Source organism: Sphaerisporangium rufum (assembly GCF_016863395.1).
GTDB classification, from domain to species: domain Bacteria; phylum Actinomycetota; class Actinomycetes; order Streptosporangiales; family Streptosporangiaceae; genus Sphaerisporangium; species Sphaerisporangium rufum.
On record NZ_BOOU01000013.1, the window covers coordinates 107890 to 130917 of the forward strand.

Annotated in this window: 23 protein-coding genes; 13 read left to right on the forward strand and 10 right to left on the reverse strand. The window is 73.2% G+C overall.

Features of this window, described 5'->3' with window-relative positions:
- Positions 1–6: 6 nt before the first annotated feature.
- The 7 genes from Sru01_RS04795 to Sru01_RS04825 all read right to left on the reverse strand — a co-directional run bounded on the left by Sru01_RS04795 (position 7) and on the right by Sru01_RS04825 (position 8191).
- Complete coding sequence (locus Sru01_RS04795; RefSeq protein ID WP_203982613.1) at positions 7–1176, reverse strand: TRAFAC clade GTPase domain-containing protein; 1170 nt, start codon at positions 1174–1176, stop codon at positions 7–9.
- A gap of 6 nt (positions 1177–1182) precedes the next feature.
- Positions 1183–3744, reverse strand: coding sequence for a fibronectin type III domain-containing protein (locus Sru01_RS04800; protein WP_203982614.1), 2562 nt, complete (start codon positions 3742–3744; stop codon positions 1183–1185).
- 12 nt (positions 3745–3756) lie between these two features.
- Complete coding sequence (locus tag Sru01_RS04805; protein WP_203982615.1) at positions 3757–5340, reverse strand: Hsp70 family protein; 1584 nt, start codon at positions 5338–5340, stop codon at positions 3757–3759.
- 3 nt (positions 5341–5343) lie between these two features.
- Positions 5344–6417 (reverse strand): nucleotide exchange factor GrpE, encoded by a 1074-nt coding sequence (locus tag Sru01_RS04810; protein ID WP_239136916.1) that lies wholly within the window; start codon positions 6415–6417, stop codon positions 5344–5346.
- A 624-nt stretch (positions 6418–7041) separates the two neighbouring features.
- A complete protein-coding gene (locus Sru01_RS04815; protein ID WP_203982617.1) occupies positions 7042–7227 on the reverse strand; it encodes a DUF397 domain-containing protein in 186 nt (61 codons plus the stop codon).
- Positions 7218–7412, reverse strand: coding sequence for a DUF397 domain-containing protein (locus tag Sru01_RS04820; RefSeq protein WP_203982618.1), 195 nt, complete (start codon positions 7410–7412; stop codon positions 7218–7220). The genes Sru01_RS04815 and Sru01_RS04820 overlap by 10 nt, the downstream gene beginning before the upstream one ends.
- Positions 7403–8191 (reverse strand): helix-turn-helix domain-containing protein, encoded by a 789-nt coding sequence (locus Sru01_RS04825; protein WP_203982619.1) that lies wholly within the window; start codon positions 8189–8191, stop codon positions 7403–7405. Before Sru01_RS04825 ends, Sru01_RS04820 begins: the two co-directional genes overlap by 10 nt.
- A gap of 148 nt (positions 8192–8339) precedes the next feature.
- On the opposite strand from Sru01_RS04825, the gene Sru01_RS04830 reads away from it, so the two are divergent.
- The gene (locus Sru01_RS04830; protein ID WP_203982620.1) at positions 8340–8744 is read left to right on the forward strand and encodes an ATP-binding protein; all 405 of its coding nucleotides are present in this window, start codon (positions 8340–8342) and stop codon (positions 8742–8744) included.
- A gap of 383 nt (positions 8745–9127) precedes the next feature.
- On the opposite strand, the gene Sru01_RS04835 is transcribed toward Sru01_RS04830, so the two are convergent.
- The 3 genes from Sru01_RS04835 to Sru01_RS04845 all read right to left on the reverse strand — a co-directional run bounded on the left by Sru01_RS04835 (position 9128) and on the right by Sru01_RS04845 (position 11063).
- Positions 9128–9463, reverse strand: a complete 336-nt coding sequence (locus Sru01_RS04835) for a helix-turn-helix domain-containing protein (protein WP_203982621.1) — start codon at positions 9461–9463, stop codon at positions 9128–9130.
- Positions 9463–9831 carry a type II toxin-antitoxin system RelE/ParE family toxin gene (locus Sru01_RS04840; protein WP_203982622.1) on the reverse strand — a complete coding sequence of 123 codons (369 nt, stop codon included), beginning with the start codon at positions 9829–9831 and terminating at the stop codon, positions 9463–9465. Before Sru01_RS04840 ends, Sru01_RS04835 begins: the two co-directional genes overlap by 1 nt.
- Positions 9832–10433: 602 nt before the next feature.
- Positions 10434–11063, reverse strand: a complete 630-nt coding sequence (locus Sru01_RS04845; protein WP_203982623.1) for a DUF899 domain-containing protein — start codon at positions 11061–11063, stop codon at positions 10434–10436.
- A 180-nt stretch (positions 11064–11243) separates the two neighbouring features.
- Here Sru01_RS04845 and Sru01_RS04850 point away from each other — a divergent pair, with 180 nt between their 5' ends.
- The 12 genes from Sru01_RS04850 (at position 11244) to Sru01_RS04905 (ending at position 23023) form a co-directional block, all read left to right on the forward strand.
- Positions 11244–11930 carry a GntR family transcriptional regulator gene (locus Sru01_RS04850; protein WP_203982624.1) on the forward strand — a complete coding sequence of 229 codons (687 nt, stop codon included), beginning with the start codon at positions 11244–11246 and terminating at the stop codon, positions 11928–11930.
- Positions 11931–12007: 77 nt separating this feature from the next.
- A complete protein-coding gene (locus Sru01_RS04855) occupies positions 12008–13237 on the forward strand; it encodes an ABC transporter substrate-binding protein (RefSeq protein ID WP_203982625.1) in 1230 nt (409 codons plus the stop codon).
- A gap of 99 nt (positions 13238–13336) precedes the next feature.
- Complete coding sequence (locus tag Sru01_RS04860; RefSeq protein WP_203982626.1) at positions 13337–14203, forward strand: branched-chain amino acid ABC transporter permease; 867 nt, start codon at positions 13337–13339, stop codon at positions 14201–14203.
- The gene (locus tag Sru01_RS04865; RefSeq protein WP_203982627.1) at positions 14193–15242 is read left to right on the forward strand and encodes a branched-chain amino acid ABC transporter permease; all 1050 of its coding nucleotides are present in this window, start codon (positions 14193–14195) and stop codon (positions 15240–15242) included. The genes Sru01_RS04860 and Sru01_RS04865 overlap by 11 nt, the downstream gene beginning before the upstream one ends.
- Before the next feature lies 1 nt (position 15243).
- Positions 15244–15951 (forward strand): ABC transporter ATP-binding protein, encoded by a 708-nt coding sequence (locus Sru01_RS04870; protein ID WP_203982755.1) that lies wholly within the window; start codon positions 15244–15246, stop codon positions 15949–15951.
- Positions 15932–16672, forward strand: a complete 741-nt coding sequence (locus Sru01_RS04875; RefSeq protein WP_203982628.1) for an ABC transporter ATP-binding protein — start codon at positions 15932–15934, stop codon at positions 16670–16672. The genes Sru01_RS04870 and Sru01_RS04875 overlap by 20 nt, the downstream gene beginning before the upstream one ends.
- Positions 16669–17691, forward strand: a complete 1023-nt coding sequence (locus Sru01_RS04880; RefSeq protein ID WP_203982629.1) for a zinc-binding dehydrogenase — start codon at positions 16669–16671, stop codon at positions 17689–17691. The genes Sru01_RS04875 and Sru01_RS04880 overlap by 4 nt, the downstream gene beginning before the upstream one ends.
- Positions 17688–19088 carry an MmgE/PrpD family protein gene (locus Sru01_RS04885; protein WP_203982630.1) on the forward strand — a complete coding sequence of 467 codons (1401 nt, stop codon included), beginning with the start codon at positions 17688–17690 and terminating at the stop codon, positions 19086–19088. Before Sru01_RS04880 ends, Sru01_RS04885 begins: the two co-directional genes overlap by 4 nt.
- Complete coding sequence (locus Sru01_RS04890; protein WP_203982631.1) at positions 19085–19993, forward strand: isocitrate lyase/PEP mutase family protein; 909 nt, start codon at positions 19085–19087, stop codon at positions 19991–19993. The genes Sru01_RS04885 and Sru01_RS04890 overlap by 4 nt, the downstream gene beginning before the upstream one ends.
- Positions 19993–20652, forward strand: a complete 660-nt coding sequence (locus Sru01_RS04895) for a cysteine hydrolase family protein (protein ID WP_203982632.1) — start codon at positions 19993–19995, stop codon at positions 20650–20652. The genes Sru01_RS04890 and Sru01_RS04895 overlap by 1 nt, the downstream gene beginning before the upstream one ends.
- Positions 20649–22052, forward strand: a complete 1404-nt coding sequence (locus Sru01_RS04900; RefSeq protein ID WP_203982633.1) for a dihydroorotase — start codon at positions 20649–20651, stop codon at positions 22050–22052. Before Sru01_RS04895 ends, Sru01_RS04900 begins: the two co-directional genes overlap by 4 nt.
- Complete coding sequence (locus Sru01_RS04905; RefSeq protein ID WP_203982634.1) at positions 22049–23023, forward strand: Ldh family oxidoreductase; 975 nt, start codon at positions 22049–22051, stop codon at positions 23021–23023. Before Sru01_RS04900 ends, Sru01_RS04905 begins: the two co-directional genes overlap by 4 nt.
- Positions 23024–23028 lie beyond the last annotated feature (5 nt).

Below are 23028 nucleotides of genomic sequence, written 5' to 3' on the forward strand. Positions count from 1 at the left end.
GCCCGGTCACCCGCGCACCCCGCGGATCATGCCGAACCGGTACAGCAGCCACAGCAGCGGATCTTCCACCCGGTACGGGCGGATACCACCAGGGCTGACCTCGTCCGCGGCCGGGATCTCGCCCAGCGCCGACAGGCCGAACAGCCCGAAGTCGGTGAAGTGCTGGCGCAGGTAGCGGTCCACCATCGCCGCCTGCCACTCCTCCAGCAGCGCCCGCACCTGCTCGTGCACCGCCTCCCGGTCGTCCAGGTCCAGCGTGCCGGACGGGGTGCGGGCGCGGTGCAGCGCCGAGCGGGCGTCCATGCCCTCGCGCAGCGCGTCGATCTTGCTGATCGCCACCGCGACCGGCACCTTCAGCCGCCCCGAGCCGGACCGGTCGCGCAGCAGCTCGGTGACCCGGCTGATGACGTTGATCGGGTCGCTGTCGGGGTCGGCGGCGTTCACCCCGCCGCGCGCCCGGGCCGGGCCGCTCAGCGCCGGCTTCGCGCCGGGCAGCTCCAGCGGGTCCAGCAGGAAGATGATGGCGTCCGCCGCGTTCAGGTAGCGCAGGTGGGTCTCGGTCGACTCGCGGCTGCGCAGGTCCTCGCCCGCGGTGTCGAACAGCACCAGGGTCAGCGACACCGTCCGGCTGCGCAGCCGGCCCGGCACGGTGCGGGTCAGCAGGTACACCAGCGGGTCGCGCGGCTCGGCGGCGGCCGGCTGGGTGGTGGCCAGCAGCCGGTGTTCCCCGTACAGCGGGCGGGCGAAGTCCCGCTTGTACCGGGCGATCGTCCGGTCGTCGCAGGCCACCAGCGAGGCGTCCAGCTCCGCCCCCACCCGGTTGGTCAGCTCGTGCAGCAGCACCGCGATGTAGGTGCTCTTGCCGGCGCCCTTCGCCCCCACCAGCGCGACGATCTTGCCGGGGTTGGCGCAGTACTCGGCGGGCAGCCGGTTGTGGCACTCCGGGCAGGCCCGCCAGCCGGTGGAGTGCCCGCAGTACGGGCAGTCGGCGCGGCGGCCCGGCCGGCGCACCGAGAACACCGGCGGCAGCGAGGCGGCGGCCGGCGAGCCCAGGTAGCGGGCCAGGGTCTCGTCCAGCTCGGCCTCGCAGCCGCCGCGCCCCGGGCGGCCCGCGCAGCGGAACGCGATCCGGCCGCGGTCCAGCCGGGCGAAGCAGAACGGGCAGGTGATGAGCACGGGATTTCAGTCCACCTTCAGCCGCCGCACCGGCGGGTCGATCAGGGCCACCTCGCCGCCGGGCCCGGCGACGCCGTCCTCGGGCCCCTCGGCGAAGCAGCGCAGCCAGTAAGGCCGCTCCTGGCGCGGCGCCGGCACGGTCAGCCGGGCGGGCACCTCCAGGTCGGTCCACGCGTCGAGCAGCACGCCGTCGCCGGGGGAGGTCGGCTGCACGTGCCCCGGCTTGAGCACCAGCGCCAGCCGGCGCAGCCGCACCGGGCGGTCCGCGGTCACCTCGACGACCACCGAGCGCCGCCAGGCCGGCCCCTGCCGGACCAGGTCGTAGCGCACCGGGACGTGCCCGGGCAGCCGCAGCGCCGCGGCCGGGCCGCGTACCCGGGTGCCGCGGATCATCGAGGCCGGCGCCACCTCGATGGCCACCGGCGCGCCCTCGGGGACGTCCAGCCGCACCCCGCCCTGCGCCCGGTAGGCCGCCGCGCTGACGATCATGTGCTGCCCGTTCCACCGCACCTCGACCTCCGGCACGTCCGGCGGCCAGGTGAACCCCAGGTACACCGTGGCCCCGCGGCGCTGGGCGGTCAGGCCGCCCGGCGGCGGCAGGTTCACGTGCTGCACGTGCGCGCCCACGGTGGCCAGCTCGCCGGCCACCGTCACCGCCAGCAGCACGCTCTCCCCGGACCGGGGGCGCACCGCCTGCCCGTCCCGGGTGGGCACCGCGGGGATCGGCCGGGTGGCGGCGCGCAGCTCGCCCACCGACAGGGTGGTGCCCGGCGGCCAGCCGGGCGGCCCGTCCAGCGCCACGATCTCCACCGTGCCGGCCGGCGGCTGGTCGTAGCGGGCCAGGAAGGTGCCCGGCGCTGACGCGTCCGGGGTCAGGGTGAGCGACGGCACCGGGGCCGGCCGCCCGCGCGGGGTGACGCTGCGCCGCACCCCCGGGGTGAGCACCTCGCCGTCCGGCACCGGGTACGCCGCGGCCACCACGTAGACGTGGGTGGCCCCGTTCACCACCCCGGTGTCGCGGAACCCGGCCCCGTCGGTGGGCAGCGGCACCCCGTCCCGGGTCACCACCACCCGGGACGCCTCGGCCGGCGCCGTCCACCGGCCCGACACCACGCCGTCCCCGGCCACCAGCGCGACGTCGGCGGGTTCCGGCCGGACCACCACCGCGGTGGCCGCCGCCGGCATCGCCACGGCCTCCTCCCGCCGGGCCACCACCGAGTACACCAGCGGCACGTTCACCGGCGGCCGCTCGTCGCGCGCCGACGGCCGCTCGGTCGTCACCAGCGGCGTGCCGTTGCGGTACACCTCGTACACGATGCGGCCGGCCCGCGACGGCGACGGCTGCCAGGACACCGCCACCTCGCCGTCCTGTGCCTCCGCCCGCGGCGAGCGCGCCGGGTACGGGGCCAGCCGGGCCATCAGCTCCCGGGCGCCCGGCAGGTCGGGCACCCGCTGCAGCGCGTCGCGCAGCGCCAGCCACGCGTCGTCGGGGTCAAGGGCGGCCCGGGCCCGGTCGCGCAGCCGGGTCGCCCGGGCCAGCCGGCCGCGCACCTCGGTGGCCAGCGCCGCCGCCTCGCCGGCCAGCGCCCCCGGGTCCAGCGCGGCGGCGAAGTCCGCGGCGGCGTGCACCTGGCCGGTGTCGATCAGCTCGCGCAGCCGGGCCGCCGCCCCGCCGCCGGCGCCGCCCTCGGCGCGCACCGCGAACACCAGCCGGCGCGCGTCACCCGGCGCCAGGTCCAGCTCGGTCGTCGCGTGCCGCAGCAGGCTCCCCTCCCGGGGATGCTCGCGCAGCCGCTCGCGCAGCCGCGACACCACGTCGTACCTGATCATCGCCGCCGGGTCGGCGGCGTGCAGCGCGGCCAGCACGGTGTCGGCGCTGATGGTCCACGGCCCGCGCGCCCGGGCCGCCCAGCGCTGCTCGGCCGCCGCCAGCGCCTCGGGCACCGGCGCGGCGCCCGGCACCGTGAAGCCGTCCAGCACCCGCATCCCGGCGCAGCGGTCCCCGAACAGGAACCGGCCCAGGTGCGGCAGGCCGAGGGTGTCCAGCGCCTCCCGGACCTTGCCGAACCCCGGGTAGGGCGAGGCCTCCGGCAGCGCGTCCGGCTCGCGCACCTCGATCGACCGCTCGGCGGCCAGGGACAGCGCCTCGTCCTGGCCGATGCCGCACGAGCGGGCGATCGTCGCCAGCAGCGCCGGGGACAGCAGCCGCAGCGCCCCGGCGGCGTCGTCCAGCCGGCCGAGCGCCTCGTCCAGCCGGCGGGCCGCCCGGTCCTCCGACTCGCCGAGTGCGGCCAGCAGCGGGCGCAGGTCGCCCTCCGCCGCCGCGGTGAAGATCGGTGCGAACCGGGCGTGGTCCGCCTCCAGCCGGTCGGCCAGCCGCTTGTAGCGCAGCATGCCGCGGGCGCGCCGCCAGCAGCGGCGCACCTGCCGGACCGTCTCGGTCACCTCGGCCGCGTCCATGCCCTCGCGGAGCTGGTAGCGCGCCCGCAGGTCCTCCGGCGGGACGCCGCCCGCCTCCCGCGCGGGCTCCAGCACCTCCCGGGTGTACAGCCGCTCGTCGAAGGGCATCCGGCCGCCCGGCTAGCTGACCTGGACGCGGGACAGGGCGGCCCGGGACTCGGCCACCTCCTCCTCCGACATGCCGCCGATCTGCACCCGCAGCTCCAGCTCCTCGCCGGTCTCCCGCTCGCGCGAGGTGACCTGCAGCAGCCCGGAGGCGTCCAGCGCGAAGGTCACCTCGATCGGCCAGCCGGCCGGCTTGCCCGCCGGGATCTTCAGCACCCCCTCGGCGATCACGGCGTTGTCCTCCTGCTCCTCCGACTCCACCGCGCCGGCCTGCTCCATCACCTCGATGCTCACCCCGGTCTGCCCGGAGTCGATGGTGTAGAAGTCCTGGGTCACCGCGGCGGGCAGCGCGTCGTTGGCGTGCACCAGGTGCTCCACCGAGCGCCGCCGGGTCTCCTTGTCGGTGACCACGATGCCGAACCCGCGGGAGGCCACCGTGCGGATCGTCCGGCCGGCGATGTGCCGCTTCTGGTCGGCCGAGATGCCCGCCCGGTCCGCCAGGTCCTCCGCCTGCTCCTCCTCGCCCGCCGTCAGCAGCCGCCGGTAGGTCTCCTCGAACGCGTACAGCGCCGCGCCCTTGGCGACCGCCAGGTCCGGGTCCTGCAACCGGGGGACCAGCTCGAACTCCTTCTGCAGCGCCTCGGCCACCGCGGGCATCTTGGTGGAACCGCCCACCAGCACCAGGTGGTCGTAGGCCTCCACCCCCTTGCCCGCGGCGGTGTCCATCGTGCGCCGGGTGATCTCCACCGTGCGGTCCAGCAGGTCGCGGGTCAGGTCGGCCAGCGCGTCGCGGGTCAGCTCCACGGTGGCCACCCGGCCCTCGTGCATCACCCGCACGACGTGCTGGGTGCGGGTGGACAGCGTCTTCTTCAGCTCCTCGGCGTCCCGGCGCAGCTGCTGCTCGGTCTGCTTGTCCAGCAGCGGGTCGCCCGCGTCCGGGTGCTCGGCCTGGAACCGCTCGGCCAGGTGCTCCACCAGCCGGTCGTCCCAGTCGGCGCCGCCGAGCTCGTGGTCGCCGTCGGTGCACACCACCTCGATGTCGCCGGCGCTCAGCCGGATCACCGTGGTGTCGAAGGTGCCGCCGCCCAGGTCGTACACCAGGATCGTGTGGTCCTGCCCCGGGTTCAGCACCCCGTAGGTGATCGCCGCGGCGATCGGCTCGGACACCACGTCGATGACGTTCAGCCCGGCGATGTGCCCGGCCTTGCGGGTCGCGTCCCGCTCGGCCGCGCCGAAGTACGCCGGGACGGTGATGACCACGTCCTCCACCGGGTCGCCGGTCGCGGTGCGCGCGTCCTCGGCCAGCTTGCGCAGGATGAACGCCGAGATTTCCTCCGGCGTGTACGGCCGGTCGTGCCGGACCCGGGGCACGTCGTGCCCCATGTCGCGCTTGATCCGGCTGACCACCAGGTCCGGCTCCAGCACCGCGCTGTCCTTGGCGGTGGCGCCCACCACCACGTTGTCCGGCGACTCGAAGAACACCACCGACGGCGTGGTGTCGGCGCCCTCCAGGTTGCGCAGCACCGTCGGCCGCCCGACTTCGTCGACACTGGCGATGCAGGAGTACGTGGTGCCCAGGTCGATCCCGTAAACAGCCATCGGTTAATCGCTCTCCTCGTCCTTGTCGCCGACCCCGCCGCCGCCCGCCTCCGCAGGCGCGGCCCGCCCCCCAACGTCCTGCCGCCCGACGTCCGGCGCCGCCCGGGACGCCTTCCGCTCGGCCACCGCCCGCCCCTTGCCGGGCGTCCCGCCTGCCGCCGCCGGCGCGTCACCGCCACCACTCGCCTTCGCGTCCGGCTTGCCGCCCGCCGCGCCGGCCTTCTCGGCCGGACCGTCGACTACGGCGTCCGGCTTGCCGCCGGCGGCGTCCGCTTTCTCGTCTGGTTCCTTGCCGGCGGCGCCCGCGTTCTTATCCGGCTTGTCGCCGGCGGCCTCCGACTTCCCATCCCGGCCACCGCCGGGGGCCTTCGCGGTCCGCGCCTTCACCGCCGGGCCGCCGGATGGCGGAGTGGTCGTGGTGGCGTTCTTCTCCGGCGGGCCGCCGGCCGGCTTCGCCGCCGCGCTCGCCCTGTCCGCCGGAGCGGTGGTCCTGGCGCCGCCGGTGTCGCCGCTCGCCGGCCGCGGGGGCGCCGGACCGTCCTTCCGGCCGGACGGCACGGGAGAACGAGGGCCGCCGGCGGCGGCAGCGCGGCCGACGATCACCGATGCCTTGCGCAGCGTCCGCTCGCCGGAGGCGAAGCCTTCGGCGACCACCCGGACCACGGTGCCATCGGACTCCGGCGCCACCTGCTCAGTGCCGGCCGGCCGGTGCCGGGCCGCGTCGTAGGCGTCGCCCGCCGCCACCGCGAGCCGCTCGGCGCCGGTGCGGCCGAGCACCTCGGCCACCTCGTCGGCGATCGCGGCCAGCAGCGGACCGGCCAGGCCCGCCTCCGGCGGCTCCGGCGACGACCAGCGCGCCGCCTCGCGGGCGACCGTGTCGTGCAGGCGGTACAGGGCGGCCCGCACCGGGGTCAGCGCCTCCTCCAGCAGGCCGCGCCGCAGCGTCTGGGACTCGGCGTGCAGCCGGTCGATCACCTGCTCGCGGTGCGCGGCCCGCTCGTGCTCGCGCCCGGCCGCCGCGGCGACGGCGCCGACCTGCCCGGCCAGCTCGTCGATCCGTTCCCGGAGGCGGTCCACCGCACCGGACAGGTCGGCTCCGCCCGGGAGAGGCGAGGGTGCCGCCGCTGCGGAGGCAGGCTCACGCGGCTCGGCTGGGGGAGACGCCATCTTCTCCTCGTGCGGAAAATACGGGGATTCTGTCGCAGGTAACTCTAGCCATCAATGGCGGCGCCCGGTAGAGATTCAGCTGTCCGATAATAAGCTATTTGTCGGGATTCCCGGCGCCTTTCCGGCGACCCGCCCGCCCGGCGTCCACCCCAGCAAACCCCGCTGACCAGCCCGTTCCCGCCCGGCGCCCGGCTCCGGCGCCACCCTCGCCCTCGGTGGCCGCGGAGAAAGATCGCATCCGATCGCATCCACCGGCGTCGGACCTGTCGACCCGAAAATGGGAGCCCTTACCCCTCTTCAAGCCGTTTACGGTGTGTCCCGTTAATAGTCCAGAATGTCACCAATGCGCCACTGGTGTCACTCAGGTACCCACAAATCGCACCGCGCCACCGGCCCACCCCGTTCCCTGCCGCCAGAAAGAGGCAGGAGCCGTCGGGACCGCGTCGTGCCGGGCCACTCGCCCGGCACGACGACATGTCCACTATGCGGCCTCGATCGGACCACCACGAGTAGGGCGCCCCGCTGGAGCGGGGGTCAGCGCTCCTTGATGGTGGCGAGGAAGTCGCGCCATTCGGCACGGGAAACGCGCAGGTGGCCGCCGGTGCGGCGCTTGCTGTCCCGCACGGCGATGCTGTCGGGGAATTCGGCGACTTCTACGCAGTTGCCGCCATTGCCGCTGGTGTAACTGGAAGTACGCCAGTGCGCCTGGGTCAGGTCCATGCCTGCTCCTTGATGGTGATGAGGAAGTCGTGCCATTCGGTTCGGGAAATGCGCAGGTGGCCGCCGGTGGGGCGCTTGCTGTCGCGGACGGCGATGGCATCGGGCAGCGTGGCGACCTGCACGCAGTCACCGCCGTTACCGCTGCTGTAGGAGGAGGTCCGCCAGTGTGCGTTGGTCAGGTCCATGTCTCGGTCACCTCGGTCATCAGCTCGATCGACTGCTTACCTGGCAACGCCTCGGCCCGCACCGCCTCCCAGAGCCGCCGCATGGTGGCGACGTCCTCCGCGCGCTCGACGACGGATCCGCAGAGCGCGCCGTCCACGTACGCGACCTCACGGTTGCCGATGGTGGCGACGACGAATGGCCCGGCCATTCCAGCGTAGGTACCGACGGCGGCCGGCACAATCTGGATGACGATCCGTGGCCGCCGGGTAAGTGCCAGCAGGTGGCCGATCTGCTCACGCATCACCTCCGGCCCGCCGACCGGGCGATGTAGCAACCCTTCGTCCAGCACCGCGACCAGCATCGGCGGATCCGGCCGGTCCAGCACCCGGCGTCGCTCCCGCCGGGCTTGGACCTGCTCATCCTCGTCGAGATCTCTTCCCGACGCCGCGATCACCTCGCGGGCGTACTCGTCTGTCTGCAGCAAGCCAGGAACGAGCAGCGGCTCGTAAGACAGGAGACTGGTCGCCTGGGCCTCGATCGTCAGCCAGCGGCCGACCCACTCCGGGGGCATGGTGCGGCAGACCAGGTCTTCGGTCAGCCGGGTGAGCAGGCCGCCGGTGGTGAGCAGGTCGTCGCACCTGCGCGCGAAGTCGGGCCTGGGCGTCCGCCGGGCGGTCTCGACCATGGCGACGAACGACGGCGAATAGCCCGCCATCGCCGTGGCGAGTTGCGCCTGGCTCATGCCCGCCGCCTCCCGGGCCTGCCGGAGCTCCCGGGCGAAGAATTCCAGTGGCGTCATGGTGTTACCGTTCACGATCCCTCACAGCCGTTCACGGATTTCCTGCCGCGCTCACAAATGCGAGTGCGGTCGATGCCTTACTCGAAATTCTACGACGCTTGATTCCCTTGGCGGGAGCCAACGGAAAAGACAGGCGAAGGAGAATGCGGTGGGAGTCGTTATCGCGGGAATATGGTGGAAATTGCCCGCTTCGTCGACCGCGGCGGCGCTCGCCCGGCGATACGCGCGGCAGCAGCTGGGGGAGTGGGGTCTGGACGGCAAGGCCGACGACGTCCTGCTCGTCGTCTCCGAGCTGGTCGCCAACGCCGCGCGCGCCTCCACCGCCGACCTTTCCGACCCGGCCCACCTCGCCCTGCGCCTGTCCCGGCAGGCCACTCGGATCACCATCGAAGTATGGGACGGCAGCCCAGGCCGTCCTCTCGTGACGCACGCCCGGAACGACGCGGAGAACGGCCGCGGACTTCACATAGTCGACGTACTCTCCCTGACCTGGGGCACCCGCTGGCCGGCCGAAGGCGGAAAAATCGTCTGGAGCGAAGTCCGACTGGACTGAACGAAGCCGGCCCGCGCTCCGCCCCACGCTTTTCATGGAATCCCTCGGCTGACTGATCAGCAAGCGAATCAGGCGGCGTTACGAATTCTATGGAATAGGACAAGGGGTAGGAACCGCCTCGGCGCACGCCGATGCGGCGGGGCGGTCGCGGTGCATCGACCAAGTCGTGGGCACGGCGCGCTGAGGACCGTCACGGTAGGCGGCTAACTGATGCCGGGGCCGCCACGCGCTCGTGGCACGCGGTCCCGGACCCGGCTTGAACCGGCAGATGGTGAGTGCCCTTCCGATGGGCAAGTCCTATGGCCGGGCCAGGTGATGGCCTGTGAACGATTACGAGGCAAGCTTGACTGCTGCTGCTTTCCTTCTATCGGCCGTTCGAATCATCACGCGGCATGAGTATCGGTACCGCGAAGGATGTATAGATCATCGCCGAATACGGCCGAGATCTGGATGTGGCCACCAAGAGCCTGAACATAGCGCGCGATGGCCTCGACAGTGGAAACCTCTCCACGCTCGATCTGCGATATGCGGCTTTTAGTCACGCCCATTCGATCGGCCACCTCGGATTGTGATAGTCCTAGCGCTTTGCGGCGATCGGCGAGTCGGTGACCGTCGATGTATGCCTGATTGCGCTTCTTGGCTTCGGCGATCCCCTCCTCGCCGCCCGCTGCGGCCACGATGTCGGCTCGGACATCACGCCACTTCGGAAAGGATGTCATCACTGTTCCTCCTCGGCCTGGCGTTCTTTGAGGTAGGCCTCGTACAGATCCTCGGCGTGAGGTATTGCCTTTCTGTACCAGCCCGACCAATCTCCTGATTTATCGCCACCTAAGAGCAAAATCGCTGATCGCCACGGATCGAACGCAAAAAGGATGCGAATCTCGGATCGGCCTGCCGATCCGGGACGTAGCTCCTTCAAATTGTGCAATCGTGACCCTTCGATTCTGTCCACAAGTGGACGGCCCAGGGCTGGACCAGCATCTGCCAGGCGGTCGATCGCGTCGACCACCTGCGCCTGTGAGCGCTCGTCCAAGGCCTTGATCCAGGCGAGCAGATCATTTGTGACGCGGATCTCCCACTCCTTCACGCGCTCTAGTGTAGCAAATGCTTTACCGCCGCTCGCGGGTGCCGCTGCTGCGCCGGGGATGAAGCCTGACCGGTCGGCTCCTCAGATGCCGGTTCGGACCGGACCGGTCCGAACTTTTCTCACAGGTCTTCTACCAGCGGAAACCTGTCTCCTAACGTCATCCGCCCTGTCAGCCGGACCGGCCATCCGGCTCACTGGGTGAAGCGCGAGCCGGATGGCCGGTCCCGTCCATCCATATGGAGCTCCCCGACGGGCGGCGTGCCGGCCACCCGGTTCGCGCACCACGACCCGTGGAGGTCATCCGAGTGGTGGCTTCGCGGTGAACCGTACGTGGGACCGACCGGCCGATCATCGCGGGTCGCGGTCCCGATGACCGCGTCCTGTCCGGTCCGGCCGCGGCCGGCGGACCGCACGATGCTGATCTGTCAGGGCTCGGGGAGGAGCCCGCCACCGGTCGGCGACGACCGGACGGATCAGCGTCCGCCGGGCCGGACAGGGCGCACATGAGCGTCCCTCCCGCGAGCTGTCGGAGGGGGCGGGAGGGCGTGCGCCGCTCCGGCCGCGGTCCGACAAGGCGGGACCGCGGCCGGAGCGGAGCGGCATCAGCCGTAGGTGGGATGCTGGGGCCAGCCGGGCGGGGAGTCCTCCCAGTCCTCCTGGCGGCCGTAAGGGGTCAGGTCCTGGATGTCGCGCAGGAAGAGGATGCGGTCCACCCCGCGGTTGGTGGTGGAGTAGGTGCGGTAGACCCGGTCGCCGTCGCGGAGGAACACCGACAGCATGAAGCCGCCGAAGGCCCCGCAGTCGTCGGCGAACGAGGTGCCGTGCGACGACACGAACGGCAGGGTCCACCCGCGCCGTGCCTTGTAGGCCTCGATCTGGGCCAGCGGCATGTTGGACACGATCGTCCAGCTGATGTCCGTCGCGGCGAGCTCCGGGAGCGCGGTCACCGGGACGTTGTCGACGAAGCTGGTGCAGCCGGAACAGTAGGCGTCCGGCCCGCGGTCCATGAACTGGTAGGTCACCAGCTGGCGGCGCCCCTCGAACAGGTCGAGCAGGCCGCGCGGGCCGTCGGGGGTGTCGAACGTGTAGGCGCCGGTCACCTCGGTCATCGGCAGCCGGCGGCGCCGGGCGGCCAGCGCGTCGAGAGTCCGGGTCGCCTCCTTCTCGGCGGCCAGCAGCGCGTCGCGCTCGCGCTGCCACTCCTCGGCCGAGACGATCTTGGGTTGGTTCATGGCGCCGATCGTGCCAGCCACCACCGACAGAACGGGCTCGATTTTCGGTCATCCGTCGCCGTCTCGGGGTGATCGCCAGGAGCCGGCACGCTGACCTGCTGAAATAAGGGTTTGCAAACTGTTGACAGTTGACACCTCGCTGTTTACTGTCGGCATTCATCCCCCAAACGGAGGTTTCGGATGGCATCAACGGACATTCCGGTCCCTCGTCCCCTCGATCGACCGGATTCGTTCACGCAACGGACGCTTCGCGCGGTCCGCGACCTGATCCTCAGCGGGCACTTCCGCCCGGGCGACCGCGTCAACGAGGCCGAGCTGGCCGAGGCCCTGGGCGTCAGCCGGGGACCGCTGCGGGAGGCGCTCCAGCAGCTCACCAGCGAAGGGCTCGTGCACCGCATCCCGCACCGCGGCACCTTCATCCCGGAGTTCGGCGCCACCGAGACCGTCGAGCTGTACGAGCTGCGCGAGGCGATCGAGGTCATGGCGGCCCGGCTGGCCGCCGAGCGGGCCACCCCGGAGGACCTCGCCGAACTTCGCCGGTTCCTCGACGCCACCGGTGAGGTGCTGCACTCCAGCGACGAGGCGCACTACCCCCGCGACCTCGACTTCCACGACCGCATCGTGGCCATCGCCGGCAACCGGCAGTTACAGGCACGCTGCCGCGAGGTGCACCAGCTGCTGCACGTGGCCCGGTCGCGTTCGGGGTTCCGGACCGAGCGCGCCCACCAGGCGTACGACGAGCATCGGGCGATCCTCCAGGCCCTGGAGACCCGCGATCCCGATGCCGCCGACCGCGCGATGCGCGCGCATCTGCGTACCGGTCTGGCCCACGTCCGACAACTCTTCGAGCTCAGCGAACCGGACTGACGGCGGTCCCCCGCCGGCGGCCGACCGCTGCGATGAACAACCGGCCCGCTGAAGGCCGGGCAGCGAAAGGACCCCTCATGCGCGTCCCCCGAACGGCAATGAAAGCGATGCTCGCGGTCGCCACGACCGCCGCCGTCGCCCTGACCGCGGCGTGCGGCGGCCGGAGCGACTCCGCCGACGCGAGCGGCGACTCCGACATTCCGATCGCCCTCGTCTATCCCACGTCCGGGGTGTGGAAGACCCAGGGGGAGAACTCCCTGCGCGGCGCCCAGCTGGCGATCAACGACATCAACGCGGCCGGCGGGGTCCTCGGCGGCCGCAAGCTGGTGGCGAAGGTGGCCGACGCGGGCAACGACCCGCAGACCGCCGCCTCGGCCGCCCGCCAGCTGCTGCAGCGCGACAAGGTGGCCGGCCTGCTCGGCGCCTACCTCAGCAGCTACACGCTCACCGTGTCGACGGTGGCCGAGCGGGCGGGCGTCGCCGACGTCACCCAGTCGTTCTCCGACGAGCTGGTCACCCGCGGCTACAAGAACACCTTCAAGACCACCCCCACCGCGAAGGCGTTCTCCACCTCGGTCTTCGACTACCTGGTCGGGATGTACGAGGCGGCCGGGAAGAAGCCGCCGAGCGCGGCGATCCTCGCCTCCGACGACGCCTCCGGCCAGCAGCAGTACGCGGCGGCGGTGGAGGCGGCGCCGAAGGCGAACTTCGACGTCGTGCTGAAGGTGCAGTACCCGGCCAACATCACCGACACCAACGCGCTGGTCAACCGGATCGCGGCGGCCAAGCCGGAGATCCTGCTGCTCAACGGCCCTGACCTGGCGGAGATCCAGATCGTCAAGGCGATCCGGGCGCGCGGCATCGACGTCCCGGTGGTCGGCCTCGGCGGGGCCGGGGTGACCACCCAGGCGTTCGTCGACTCGCTCGGCGCGGGCGTCGACGGCGTGCTGGCGACCGTCCCGTTCAACGGCGACATCACGCCGAGGGCCGCGGACGTGGCCAAGCGCTACAACGCCCAGCACTCCGGGACGTTCATGCCGGCCGAGTCGGGCACGGCGTACGTCGGGGCCTGGCTGATCGCCAAGGCCATCGACAAGGCCGGCTCGGCCGACGCCAAGAAGGTCGCCGACGCGCTGCGCACGCTGAACATCTCCGACGGGCCGGCCGAGCTGTACCCGGGGGGCGCGGTGCGCTTCAACGCCACCGGGCTCAACGAGTCCGCCTACCCGCTGATGATCCAGTACCAGGGCGGCAAGCCGGTCACGGTCTGGCCGGAGAAGGACGCCAAGGCCAAGCCGAAGCTCTGATCACGTGATCACCCCTGGGAGACGGCGCCGGCCGGGCCGGCCGGCCCGCCGGTCCCGCGCAGCCCCCGGCCAGGCCGGACACAACGGAAAGGAGGTGCGATGAACCTGCTCCTCGAGACGCTGCTCAACGGCCTGCTCATCGGCGGCGTCTACGGCATCTTCAGCGTCGGGTTCGCCCTGCAGTTCGGGACGCTACGGATCATCAACTTCACCCACGGTGACTTCGTGATGCTCGCGATGTTCCTCGGCTTCTTCGCCGTCTCCCAGTACGGCTGGAACCCGTTCGCGGTCATCCCGGTGGCGATGGTGCTCTTCGGGCTGGTGGGCGCGGTGTTCTTCACCACCGTCTTCAACCGGCTCAAGGAGGAGCCGCACGAGATCCAGCTGATCGCCACCATCACCCTCTCGGCGATCATCACCGCCGGGACCCAGGGCCTGTTCGGCCAGGACGCGCGGAGCCTGGACACCATCACCGAGATCTTCCAGCTGGGCGGCGTCCACCTGGGGGTCTGGAAGGTGATCGGGCTGGGCATCAGCCTGCTGCTGGCCGGCGGCCTGTGGCTGCTGCTCACCCGCTCCGGCATCGGGCGTGACATCCGCGCCTCGGTGGACGACGCGGTGGCGGCCCGGCTGCAGGGGATCAACACCCGGCGCGCCTACCTGGTGGCCTTCTCGCTCGGCGCGCTGCTGGCCGGCGCGGCCGGCGCCACGCTGATCACCTTCTACCCGGTGACCCCGTCGGTGGGGGCCAACCTGCTGGTCCTGGCGTTCGCCGCCGTGCTGGTCGGCGGGGCCGGCTCGCTGCCTGGAGCGTTCCTGGGCGGCCTCATCCTGGCCGTGGTCCAGCAGGTCACCGCCACCTACCAGTCGCCGGCCCTGCAGAACGCCTACGTCTTCCTGCTGTTCCTGTTCATTCTGGTCGTGAAGCCGGCCGGGCTCTTCGGGAGGTTGGCCCGTGTCGACTGACATCTCCCGCGACGCGGGCACGGCGCCGGTGACGCCGCCGTCCCCGGCCGCGCGGTCGCGACGAACGCCGGCGAAAGCGGCCGGCGCGGTGCTGGTCCTGCTCATCTGCGCCTCCCTTCCGCTGTGGGCGTTCCCCGACGACTACAGCGTCGGCATCCTCATGCAGATCGCGATCTACGCCGGGTACGGCCTGTCCTGGCACCTGCTCGCCGGCTACACCGGCCAGTACGCGTTCGGCCACGCCGCCTTCTTCGGCGCCGGCGCCTACGTGATGGCCATCTTCAGCTACCACACCGGGCTGTCGCCCTGGCTGGGGCTGGGGCTGGCCGCGATCGGCGCCGCGGTGGTCGGGCTGCTGGTCGGCCTGATCGCGCTGCGCGTCTCGGGGCTGTTCTTCGGGCTCATCACGTTCGGCACGGCGCTGATGCTCGGGGTCGCGGCCAACCAGCTGGTCGGCCTGACCGGCGGCGCGGCCGGGCTGTCCCTGCCGCTGCACCTCGGTGACGCCGGCATGATGCAGTTCGACACCCAGGTGCCGCTGTACGAGATCACGCTGGTCATCGTCGCCGGATACCTGCTGCTGACCTGGGCGCTGCTGCGCTCCCGGCTCGGCCTGCTGTTCCGGTCGGTCCGCGACGACCCGGTCGCCGCCGACGCCTCCGGGGTGAACATCCGCGGGGTGCGCCTGGGGGCGCTGTGCCTGAGCGCCGCGATGGCCGGTCTGATCGGCGCCATCTACGCCCAATCCCTGCTGTTCATCGACCCCGAAAGCGCGTTCGGCCTGACCCAGTCGGTGAACGCCATCTTCACCGCGATCATCGGCGGCATGGGCAGCCTGTTCGGCCCGGTGCTCGGCGCCGCCGTCTTCGTGCTGCTGCGCGAGGTCGGCATGACCATCTCCGACGGCGACGGCGTCTATTCGGTGCTGTTCTACTCGACCGTCGTCTTCGTCTTCATCATGGTGGCGCCCAAGGGTCTGGTCGGCATCGGCCGCCGGCTCTTCGGCCTGGTACGGCGCGACGCCGGAAAGCGGGAGTGACATGGCCGCCATCCTGACCGTCACCGGTCTGACCAAGTCGTTCGGCGCCGTCCCGGCGGTCGGCGACGTGAGCTTCGAACTGAGCCCCGGCGAGATCGTCGGACTGATCGGCCCGAACGGCGCGGGCAAGAGCACGCTGGTCAACTGCCTGTCCGGCATCCTCCGCCCGGACGAGGGATCGGTCCGGCTCGAAGGCAAGGAGATGGCCGGCCGGCGGGCCTACCGGTTCGTCCGCGCCGGGCTGGCCCGCACCTTCCAGCACCCCCGCGGCTTCGCCACCATGACCGTCCGGGAGAACCTCGCCGCCGCGGCCCCGCGCCAGCAGATGGCCGAGCGGGTGGCGGCCGCGGCGGCCGGCAGCGGGCTCGACCACCGGCTGGACCACCTGGTGCGGGAGCTGTCGCTGTCGGAGCGCCGCCGGCTGGAGGTGGCCCGGGTGCTGGCCACCGGGGCCCGGGTCGTCCTGCTGGACGAGGTGATGGCGGGCCTGGCCGAGCAGGAGATCGAAGAGCTGATCCCGCTGATCGAGTCGCTGGTCGCCGACGGGATGGCGATCCTGCTGGTGGAACACCTGGTCTGGGTGGTCAGCCGGCTCAGCCACCGCATCATCGTGCTCGACCGGGGCCGGGTGCTCGCCTCGGGAGAACCCGCGGAGGTCCTGTCCGATCCGACCGTTGTGGAGGCATACCTTGGCCAAGCCATTGCTTGAGGCGACCGATCTCGGCGTCCGCTACGGCCAGGCCACCGCGCTGGACGGGGTCGGCCTGAGCCTCGGCCCGGGCGAGCGGGTGATCATGCTCGGCCGGAACGGCGCCGGCAAGACCACCCTGCTCAACGTGCTGTCCGGGATCGTCCCGGCGGCCCGCGGCACGGTGACCTTCGCGGGCGAGCCGCTGCTGGGCCGGCCGGCCCACGCCATCGTGCGCGGCGGCCTGGCCCACGTGTGCGAGGGACGGCGCGTCTTCCCGACCATGTCGGTGCGCGACAACCTGTTCAGCGGCGGCGGCTGGATCGCCCGGCACCGCCGCGCCGAACTGCACGACCAGGCGATGGACCTGTTCCCGCGGCTGCGCGAGCGGTACCGGCAGGCGGCCGGGACGCTGTCGGGTGGCGAACGCCAGATGCTGCTGATCGCCCGCGGCCTGATGCTCGACCCGAAGGTGCTGCTGCTCGACGAGGCGTCACAGGGGCTGGCCCCGGTGGTCGTCGACGAGGTGCTCGCCGCGGTGGAACGCATCTCCGAGCTCGGGGTGGCGGCGCTGGTGGTCGAGCAGAACACCCGGGTGCTGGGACTCTCCGGCCGGGTGATCATCATGAGCACCGGGCGGCTGATCTTCAGCGGGCACTCGGGCGACCCGGGGATCCTCGACCAGGTCCGGCAGGCGTACCTGGACGACGCCCCGGCCGGACCCGCCGGGGCCGCTTCGTGAAGGCCGTCCGGTTCGCCGACTTCGGCCCGCCCGAGGTGCTGGAGGTGCGGGATGTACCGGCACCGGCCTGCCCGCCCGGCGGCGTCCTGGTCCGCGTCGCGGCGGCCGGCGTCAACCATCTCGACCTGGACGAGCGGGCCGGCACCTCGGGTTTCACGATCAACGCCGAGCACCAGCTCGGCCGCGAAGGCGCGGGCACGGTCGTCGAGACCGGGCCGGACGCCGACCCGGGCTGGCTCGGCGCCCGGGTCATCGTCAGCGCCTACCCGCCCTGCGGGCGATGCCCCGCCTGCCGGCGGGGGCTCATCAACGTCTGCCACCGGCCCGCCCGGCCCGGCATCGACGTGCCCGGCACCTACGCCGAGATCGTCGCCGCCCCGGTCACCGGCCTGTTCCACCTGCCCGACACCGTTCCCTTCGAGGTGGGCGCCTGCCTGCAACTGGGCTTCGGCACCGCCTGGCACGCGCTGTTCCGGCGCGGGGATCTCCGGGCCGGGCAGACCGTGCTGGTGACCGGCGCCGGCGGCGGGGTGGGCTCGGCGGCCGTCCGGCTGGCCGCGCTGGCCGGCGCCCAGGTGCTCGCGGTGGCCGGCAGCCCGGAGCGGCGCGCACTCGCCGCCGGCCTCGGCGCCGCGCACACCGCCGCACCGGGGGACGACCTGCCGGCCTGGGTCGGTGACCTGACCGGTGACGGCGCCGATCTGGTGGTCGACGCCGGCGGCGGGCCGTTCCTGGCCACCGGCCTGGACTGCCTGCGCCCCGGCGGCCGGTACGTGCTCTACGGCGCGCACGGCGGGGAGCGGGTCGATGTCGACCTGATCCAGGTGTTCCGGTCGTACACCTCGGTGGTCGCCTCCCGGGGCTGGCTGCTGGAGGACGTGGACCGGGTCATCGAGGCCGCCGCCCGCGGCCGCATCACCGTCCCGATCCAGCAGAGCCTGCCGCTGGACCAGGCGGCGCGGGCCCACCAGGCGCTCGCCGACCGGACCGTCGCCGGAAAGCTGGTGCTCCGGCCATGACGGCGACCGACCGGCCGGGGGCGGCCACCGCGGCGGAGGAGTACGTCGCCGGGCTGCTCGCCGCCACCACGCCGCCCGAGCGGGTACGGGCCCGGACCGCGGCCGTCGTCGCCGACACCGTCGCGGTGGCCCGGCTCGCCGCCGGGAATCCCGACATCGCGGGCATGCTCGACGCCGCCGCGCCCGGGCCGTCGTCCACGGTGGTCCCCGGCCGGCCGGCGGCGCCGGAGATCGCCGCGGGCGTCAACGCGACGGCGGCGGTCTACCACGAGCTGGACGAGGGGCTGCGCGGCGCCGGGCATCCGGGGGCGCACGTGGTGCCGGCCGCCGTCGCGGTGGCCGAGGCCGAAGGGGCGCCGGCGTCGGAGGTGCTGCATGCCGTCGCGCTGGGATACCAGCTCCAGGCCGACCTCGGCCGGGCGGTCACCCTGCGGCCGGAGGTTCACGCGCACGGCGCGCTGGGCGCGCCCGCCGCCGCGCTGGCCGCGGCCCGCGTCCTGCGGCTGGACGCGGCCCGGGTCGCGCAGGCGGTGCTGATCGCGGCCAACCTGGCGCCGGCCGGCGACTGGTCGGCCTGCACCGGCGGGCACACCGTGCGGCACCTGTTCGCCGGGCAGGGCGCCCAGACCGGGGTGCGGGCGGCCTATCTCGCCCGGGCCGGGTTCACCGCGCCCGCCGGCTCGCTGGACGTCGCCTACGGGATCGTGCGCGGCGACGGCGGCCCGCCACGGCTGCGCCGCGGCGGCGGCTGGGCCGTCACCCAGGGCTATCTCAAGCTCTGGTCGGCCTGCGCGTACACCCACAGCGCCCTGGACGCGCTGGCCGGCGCGCGGGCGCGGTCGCCGTTCACCGCGGCCGAGGTCGGCCACATCGTGGTCCGGGTGCCGGCCGCCGGCCTGCTGGTCGGCGGGGTGCACACCCGCACCCCGCTGGCGGCCCGCTTCTCGATCCCGGTCGTGCTGGCCACCCTCGTCGTGCACGGCGAGCTCAACGGGGTCATCGACCGGGCCCGGGTGGACTCCGCGGTCCTCGCGCTGGCCGGCCGGATCACCGTGCGGCACGACCCGGAGATGGACCGCGAGTGGCCGGCGCGGATGCCCGCCGCGGTGCACATCGCCCTGCGGGACGGGACCACCGTCCGCGAGCGCGTCGAGGACCCCGCCGGGCCGGCCGGCGCGGAGTATCCCGGCGCGGTGCGCGACAAGATCCGGCGCCTGGGCACCGGTGACGAACTGATCGGCTGGATGGCGGCCACGGCGCCCGGGTCCCCGGACCCGGGCGTGCAAGGCCTGTTCACCGCCGCGATGCCGGCGCCCGGGGCCGAGCCCCCGGCCGCGCGCGGCCCCGCGGTGACCGACGTGACGGGCGGCGACGCCCACGGGAGGAGCACGACGTGACAGCAAGCCCGGGACGAAGGCTGAGGGACCTGCTCGCGCTGGAGGGGCCGGTCATCTGCCCTGGCGCGGTGAGCCCGCTCTTCGCCCGCATCGCCGAGCGCGCGGGCTTCTCCGCCGTCTACGCGACCGGGGCGGGGATCAGCAACACCTGGCTCGGCCTGCCCGACGTGGGGCTGATGGGCATGACCGAGTTGCTCGGCGTCACCGCCCGCATCACCGACGCGGTCTCGGTGCCGGTCATCGCCGACATCGACACCGGCTACGGCAACGCCCTCAACGTGACCCGCACGGTGCGGGAGTTCGAACGGGCGGGGGTGGCCGCGGTGCAGATCGAGGACCAGATCAACCCCAAGCGGTGCGGGCACTTCAACGACAAGGCGGTCACCGCGCTGGACGAGATGGTCGAGCGGATCGTCGCGGCCACCGAGGCCCGCCGGGACCCGGACCTGGTGGTGATCGCCCGCACCGACGCCCTGGCCACCGACGGCCTGGCCGCCGCGATCGACCGGGCGCAGCGGTTCGCCGAGGCCGGCGCGGACATGATCTTCGTGGAGGCGCCGACCAGCCGGGAGGAGATCGAGGCCATCGCCGCCGAGGTGAAGAAGCCCATGGTCATCAACATGGTCGAGGGCGGCAAGACGCCGGTGCTGCCGGCCGCCGAGCTCGCCGAGATGGGGTACAAGGTCATCCTCTACGCCAACACGGTGCTGCGGATGACCATGGCGGCGGCCCGGCGGGCGCTGGAGACGCTGCACGAGCGGGGCGACACCCTGGACCTGGTGGCGGAGATGGCCGGCTGGCAGGAGCGGCAGGCCGCGGTCGACCTGGACGAGTGGCTGGCGATCGACGGCCAGGTCAGCGCCCGGGCCGCCCGGGTGCTGGACGGCCCGGGGGAGGGTCGCTGATGCGCCGGATCAACGGCATGTCGGTGTTCGAGACCCCGGAGGAGGTGCTGGCGCCCGCGCACACGGCGCTGCTCGTCATCGACATGCAGAACGACCTGCTCAGCGACGAGGGCGCCTACGCCCGGCGCGGCGAGGACGCGCGCCTGGTGCGCGCCGCGATCGAACCGGTGGCCCGGCTGGTCCGCGCGGCCCGGGACGCCGGGGTGCTGGTGGTGTACACCCAGAACACCACGCTGCCCGGCGGGCGCAGCGACTCGCCCGCCTGGACGTACTTCAAGCACTACTCCCGGCCGGAACTGGCCGGCCAGTACACCCTGGACGGCACCTGGGGCCACGAGATCGTCCCCGAGCTCGCCCCGGGCGATGGCGACGTGGTGATCCGCAAGCACCGCTCGGACGGGTTCGTCGGCACCGACCTCGACCTGGTGCTGCGCTCCAACGGCGTGCGGTCGGTCGCCACCGCCGGGATCGTGACCAACGGCTGCGTGGAGTCCACCGTCCGGCACGCCGCGTTCCTCGACTACTACAGCGTCGTCGTCGGCGACGCGTGCGCCTCCACCTCGCCGCGGCTGCACGACGCGGCGATCGAGCTGCTGCGCGGCCGCCACGACATCCTCACCGTCGACACCGTCACCGCGATCTGGGGGGCCCGCCCATGACCACCGTCGATCTGATCGTCCAGGGCGGCACCGTCGTCTCCGCCACCCGCGAGGTCCGCGCCGACGTCGCGATCCACCAGGGCCGCATCGTGCGCGTCGGCCCGGTGGACGACCTGCGCGCGACCCGGGTGATCGACGCGGCGGGATGCCACGTCCTGCCGGGCATCATCGACGCGCACACGCACCCGGTCTACGCCGACGACCTGGCGAGCACGGCCCGCGCCGGGATCGCCGGCGGCGTGACCACCACCATCGCCTTCATCGCCGCCTTCCCCTCCTGGGGCTTCCCCAAGACCGGCCCGGCCGAGGTGGCCGACGCCTACATCGCCGAGTGGGACGGCCGGCCGGCCGGCGACTTCGCGCTGCACGTCGCCTTCGACAGCCACGACGACCCCGCCGTCGAGGTGCCGGAGCTGATCCGGCGCGGCATCACCTCGTTCAAGTTCTTCACCGCCTACCCGCGCCGGGGCATGATGGTCGACGACCGCAGCCTCATCGCCGGGCTGGAGGTGGTCGGCAAGGCCGGCGGCATCGCCGCGGTGCACGCCGAGAACGGCCACGGCATCGACTTCCTGGAGTCCCGGCTGTGGGACACCCCCGACCTGCCGAACGAGACGTTCCTGCAGTGCCACACGCACCTGTTCGAGACCGAGGCGGTGCTGCGGGTGATCTCGCTGGCCGAGGCGGTCGGCTGCCCGCTCTACATCCCGCACCTGGCCGCCGGGGACGGCATCGAGGTCGTCGGCCTGGCCCGGCGCACCGCCCGGGTGCCGGTCTGGATCGAGACCTGCCCGCACTACCTGGTGCTCACCAACGACGAGGTGCTGCGCCGCGGCGCGCTCAGCAAGATCGCCCCGCCGCTGCGCGAGACCGGCGACAACGAGCGGCTGTGGGCCGCCGTCGCGGACGGCATGATCCAGGTGGTCGGCACCGACCACGCCGGCCGCACCCTGGCGAGCAAGGCGGAGGGCGCCAACATCCTGCAGGCCCCCTTCGGCGCGGAGGGCATCGAGCACCTGCTGCCGCTCATGTACGGCGAGGGCGTGGCCGGCGGGCGGCTGAGCCTGCGCCGCATGGTCGCGGTGCTGGCGGAGAACCCCGCCGATCTGTTCGACCTGCCGGCCAAGGGCCGCATCGAGGAGGGCAAGGACGCCGACCTGGTGATCCTCGACCCGGACGGGCGCACGGCGTGCACCGCGGCCGACCACGCCGGGGCGAGCGACTACTGCCTGTACGAGGGACGCGAGGTGCCGGGCCGGGTGCGCCACACCATCAAGGGCGGGCGGGTCCTGCTCGACGACGGCGTCCTGGCCGACGATCTCACCGGCGGCCGGTACCTGGCCCGCCGGCCGCTGGGCCGGCGGCCGGTCCCGGTGCTCGACGGGGTGCCCACGCCGTGACGGGCCGGCTGGCCTGGGAGCAGGCGCACCGGCTGGCGGTGGGCGCGCTGACCTCCCTCGGCTACTCCGAGCCCGAGGCGTCGGCGATCACCGACCATCTGCTGGCCGCCGAGGCGGCGGGCATCACCGCGCTCGGGCTGCGCCGGATCTCCTGGATCGCCGAGATCATCGCCGCGGGGGCGCCGCCCGGCGACCCGAGCGAGGTGGTGCCGGCGCGCGGCGGCTGCGTCCTGGTCGACGGGCACGGCGGGATCGGCTACCTGGCCGCCGACCGGGCCGTGGCGGCGGCGGCGGAATCGGCCCGCGCCGGCGGCGTCGCGGTGGCCGCGGTGCGCGACGTGTTCCTCACCGGAAGCCTGCGGGTGTACGGGGACCGCCTCGCGCGGCAGGGACTCGCCGGGATCATCACCAGTTCGGCCGCGCCGGCCGTCGTCGCGCCCGGGCCAGGGGGCCGGCGGGTGCTGGGGACCAACCCGTTCGCCGTCTTCGTGCCCGGACATCCGGTCCCGCTGGTCTTCGACACCGGGGTCACGTCCCTGACCTACAGCGAGCTGGCCCGGCGGGCGGCGGCCGGCGAGCCCATCCCCGCCGGGTGCGGGCTGGACCGCACCGGCGAGCCGACCACCGACGCCGCCGCCGTTCTCGACGGCGGCGCGATGCTCCCCTGGGCCGGCCACCGGGGGTTCGGGCTGGCGGTCGCGGTGCAGGCTCTGGCGATGATGGCCGGCGGGCCGGCGGTGCCCGGCGGCCTGGCCGGCTGCGCGATGGTCATCTTCGCCGTCGACCCGCGTGCCCTCGACCCGGCGGCACCGGTCCCCGACCTGGGGGAACTCGCCGGGGTGCTCGACCGGGCCGGCGGCCGGCCGCCCGGCCTGCGCTGGGCTCAGGCCCAGCGCGCCGGCCGCGAGCAGGGGCTGCGGGTCGAACCGGCCACGGTGACGAGCCTGCGGGAGCTCGCCCGCGCCGGCTGACGGGC